The organism is Parapedobacter deserti, from assembly GCF_042646065.1.
GTDB classification, from domain to species: domain Bacteria; phylum Bacteroidota; class Bacteroidia; order Sphingobacteriales; family Sphingobacteriaceae; genus Parapedobacter; species Parapedobacter deserti.
On record NZ_JBHRTA010000050.1, the window covers coordinates 1 to 2,718 of the forward strand.

Annotated in this window: 5 protein-coding genes; all 5 read right to left on the reverse strand. The window is 40.9% G+C overall.

Annotation, left to right across the window (positions count from 1 at the left end; all coding sequences use genetic code 11):
- Nucleotides 1-72: 72 nt before the first annotated feature.
- The gene (locus ACFOET_RS17770; RefSeq protein ID WP_379025174.1) at nucleotides 73-246 is read right to left on the reverse strand and encodes a hypothetical protein; all 174 of its coding nucleotides are present in this window, start codon (nucleotides 244-246) and stop codon (nucleotides 73-75) included.
- 406 nt (nucleotides 247-652) lie between these two features.
- Nucleotides 653-871 carry a hypothetical protein gene (locus ACFOET_RS17775; protein WP_379025176.1) on the reverse strand — a complete coding sequence of 73 codons (219 nt, stop codon included), beginning with the start codon at nucleotides 869-871 and terminating at the stop codon, nucleotides 653-655.
- A 683-nt stretch (nucleotides 872-1,554) separates the two neighbouring features.
- A complete protein-coding gene (locus ACFOET_RS17780) occupies nucleotides 1,555-2,229 on the reverse strand; it encodes a hypothetical protein (RefSeq protein ID WP_379025178.1) in 675 nt (224 codons plus the stop codon).
- A gap of 45 nt (nucleotides 2,230-2,274) precedes the next feature.
- Nucleotides 2,275-2,433, reverse strand: coding sequence for a hypothetical protein (locus ACFOET_RS17785; protein ID WP_379025180.1), 159 nt, complete (start codon nucleotides 2,431-2,433; stop codon nucleotides 2,275-2,277).
- A 62-nt stretch (nucleotides 2,434-2,495) separates the two neighbouring features.
- Nucleotides 2,496-2,718: hypothetical protein (locus tag ACFOET_RS17790; protein ID WP_379025182.1), on the reverse strand; the 223-nt coding region annotated here is incomplete at its 5' end.

Consider the following 2,718-nt stretch of genomic DNA (forward strand, 5'->3'; position numbering starts at 1 on the left):
AAGAAATATCCGACAATAGTATAGTTTGACACCCATAGCACCGCAACTATGGAAAACAGCCATATTGCAGTTCTAATAACCCGACTTTTCTTTCTCTTTTTCATCGTCTTGGATATTAGTCGCAGGGTCCATTACTGTTGGTACTGCATCCTGATTATTGCTCGGGAAAGTGGTTACCCGGTTATCACCGTCCGATTTAAGCTTACGCATTTCCTGTGACAATTTAGAAGGTGTATGCCCAGCCATTGCACCCGTTTACAAAACGGCCAAGTTAATTGAAGCCTTCGCCCTTATATAAACGTAAAAAATGACGCGATTTTTGGGAGTGCGACGATAAGTGAAATGGTTAGGAGACACCCAAGGGCGAGTTTATGTTTGAGGGATGGATACATGTTATGAAAAAAAGGCAATAGCAAACAAAAAAGAATAGCACCGAAAAACAATATGGCTACTGCTTTATTAAGGTGTAAAATTACGCTCGCGAGATTGACACCAAAGGACCGGCTAATATACTGTTCGTCATAAAACCCTCTTTTAACGACATTCAAAATCCCCTGCATCCCTCCATACGGAGCAAACAAAAACACACAGAGCGATAATCCACATAAAACCAACGAAATATAATAAATTGTTTTCATACACTTCGATTAAATTAATCCGGGCAATCTTTGCTTAACGTGCCCAAAGATGCATTTCCGTTCAATACAGCTTCTACCTCATCCCAGTCCGGTCGAAGAACCTGGGGAGCTAATGCTCTGGCGCTGGTGCCACCACCCGGTTGCCACTGCGTGTTTCCACAATCCAGGCATCTTTCCACCTCAGGATCAGCTTCTCCGCCGGGTCGCTGGCGTCCAGTTGCTGCGTGTACCATTCACTTCTCTGAATACCGATCCACCATAAAATACAAAAGTATCGAAACGGGAATACTGATGATAACGATGCGTACCAAAAGATTGAGATTATCCTGCCAATCTGGCGACGGAACGTAGGGCAGAAATACCGCCCAAAAACAGATGATTCCTGTCAAGATCAAACACTTTACCCACAACGAAAACCCATTTTTGCGTCTACTATAGCGCCAGTCTTTGATCGCCTGAAAAGGAAAAAAAACTAAGATAGAGAAAAATAAGGGTAGAAAAACATATCCTATGGAGTGTAATAATACCCTAAGGTATTCCCAAAATGTCTCATAATATGCGTCTTCAAACTTGTATATTCCGCTTTTAATCCCATGGATGAAATTTTCCCAATGTCTTGATAACGCCAGAATAGGAACGACAAACAAACTTACAACCAAATTGACGACAACTTTTCGAATCATAACCTTTCTTTTAATCAGGACAATCCTTACTGAGTGAGCTTAATGGTGCATCACCATTCATTACATCCTCAACTAATCCCCAATCGGGCCTGTGAACCTGTTTGGGGGCCAGGTTATTGAGCCTGCGTAACGGAAAGCCCTTATTTATAGTTTTAGTCGTATTATGATTACGTTTGCTATATCCGGATGGATTTTCAAATAGCCACATTGGGGACGCTGTTGGGTTATTAACATTATGGCTGACGTTCAAGACCACCTCCGTCATTAACATTCAGCGTTGGTTTTTCGGAAAACTTTGGGGATACGCTTTCGCAACTTTTCGGCCTATTATCTAAATCACTTTCATCAATTCTCAGAGTTACATGGGATTTTGATGAGGCTTCATATATTGGAGGTAAGATAACGGCATTGGCGGGCCAGTCATTTGCATTGTTGTAATTCCATATGTCTTTGATTTTAAAAAGCGATTTTTGATAGCTCGGTTTATCTGTTACGAAAATAAATACGGGTACGATAACAGCTGTATTCCGATATCCGGTACCTTCGAATAAATTCTTCCTTGTATTGTTACGCAGGCCATCGATACTTTTCTCAAACACCGTATCCATATTCGTGCTGGGTACAATGTTGATAATTTCCTCGGCAGAGCCCAGCTCGAATTTGATACTAAAAAGAAAATGTTGAGATGGGTTGACATTGAGGTAATCACTTGTTGAAACCCAGAACAAGCTATCTATTTCACGGTGAATATGTTCGATTTTGTGAGTACCTGTACTATCCCCATCCTCTTTCAGAGAAGAAACAGTTTGGCATATTACGTCGTTACCGAACGTGACAAATACCAAAAAAGCAATCATCCATTTATGGGTTACATAATGTTGTGCCTTGAGTTCCATTTTGGTGTCCATATATAGTGTTCATAATTCTACTTCTTGTATTTTGTGGGATTGTTGTCATATACCATCCCACCAATCGTAGTTTTGGTGTTGTACGGTCAACCCAGCGAATGCTAAATCATCGGCCAATTGTTGGTCTGTTCCATACATTTGTACCAGAGCACCTGCTATCGTAGTCCTGTATTTTAGAAACATCTCCTGATGCTGAAAGTTCATATCGATATTATGCTTTGCCAAATAGGCATGTATGGTTTCATGTATGGTTTCATGTATGATGGTTACAGTCGCATATTCTTTCGAAGCTCTTCCTCGGAAATATACGGCAGGGTGAAACGATCGAAGTGATCTAACCATTCTTTCCACTCCCAAAAACGCCAGGGATCAAGCGTAAACGTCCGGTAGAGTTGCTTGTCTTTGATGGTGGGGTTAGTATTGAGAAAATTATGATACGCGTTATCTCTTGTATCATAGGAAATACCTTTTAGTCTCATTTCGTCAAAT

Coding starts and splice junctions, on each gene's coding strand:
- ACFOET_RS17775 (WP_379025176.1), bottom strand. CDS start 871: ATGGTACACGCAGCAACTGGACGCCAGCGACCCGGCGGAGAAGCTGAT.
- ACFOET_RS17770 (WP_379025174.1), bottom strand. CDS start 246: ATGGCTGGGCATACACCTTCTAAATTGTCACAGGAAATGCGTAAGCTT.
- ACFOET_RS17785 (WP_379025180.1), bottom strand. CDS start 2,433: ATGAACTTTCAGCATCAGGAGATGTTTCTAAAATACAGGACTACGATA.
- ACFOET_RS17780 (WP_379025178.1), bottom strand. CDS start 2,229: ATGGACACCAAAATGGAACTCAAGGCACAACATTATGTAACCCATAAA.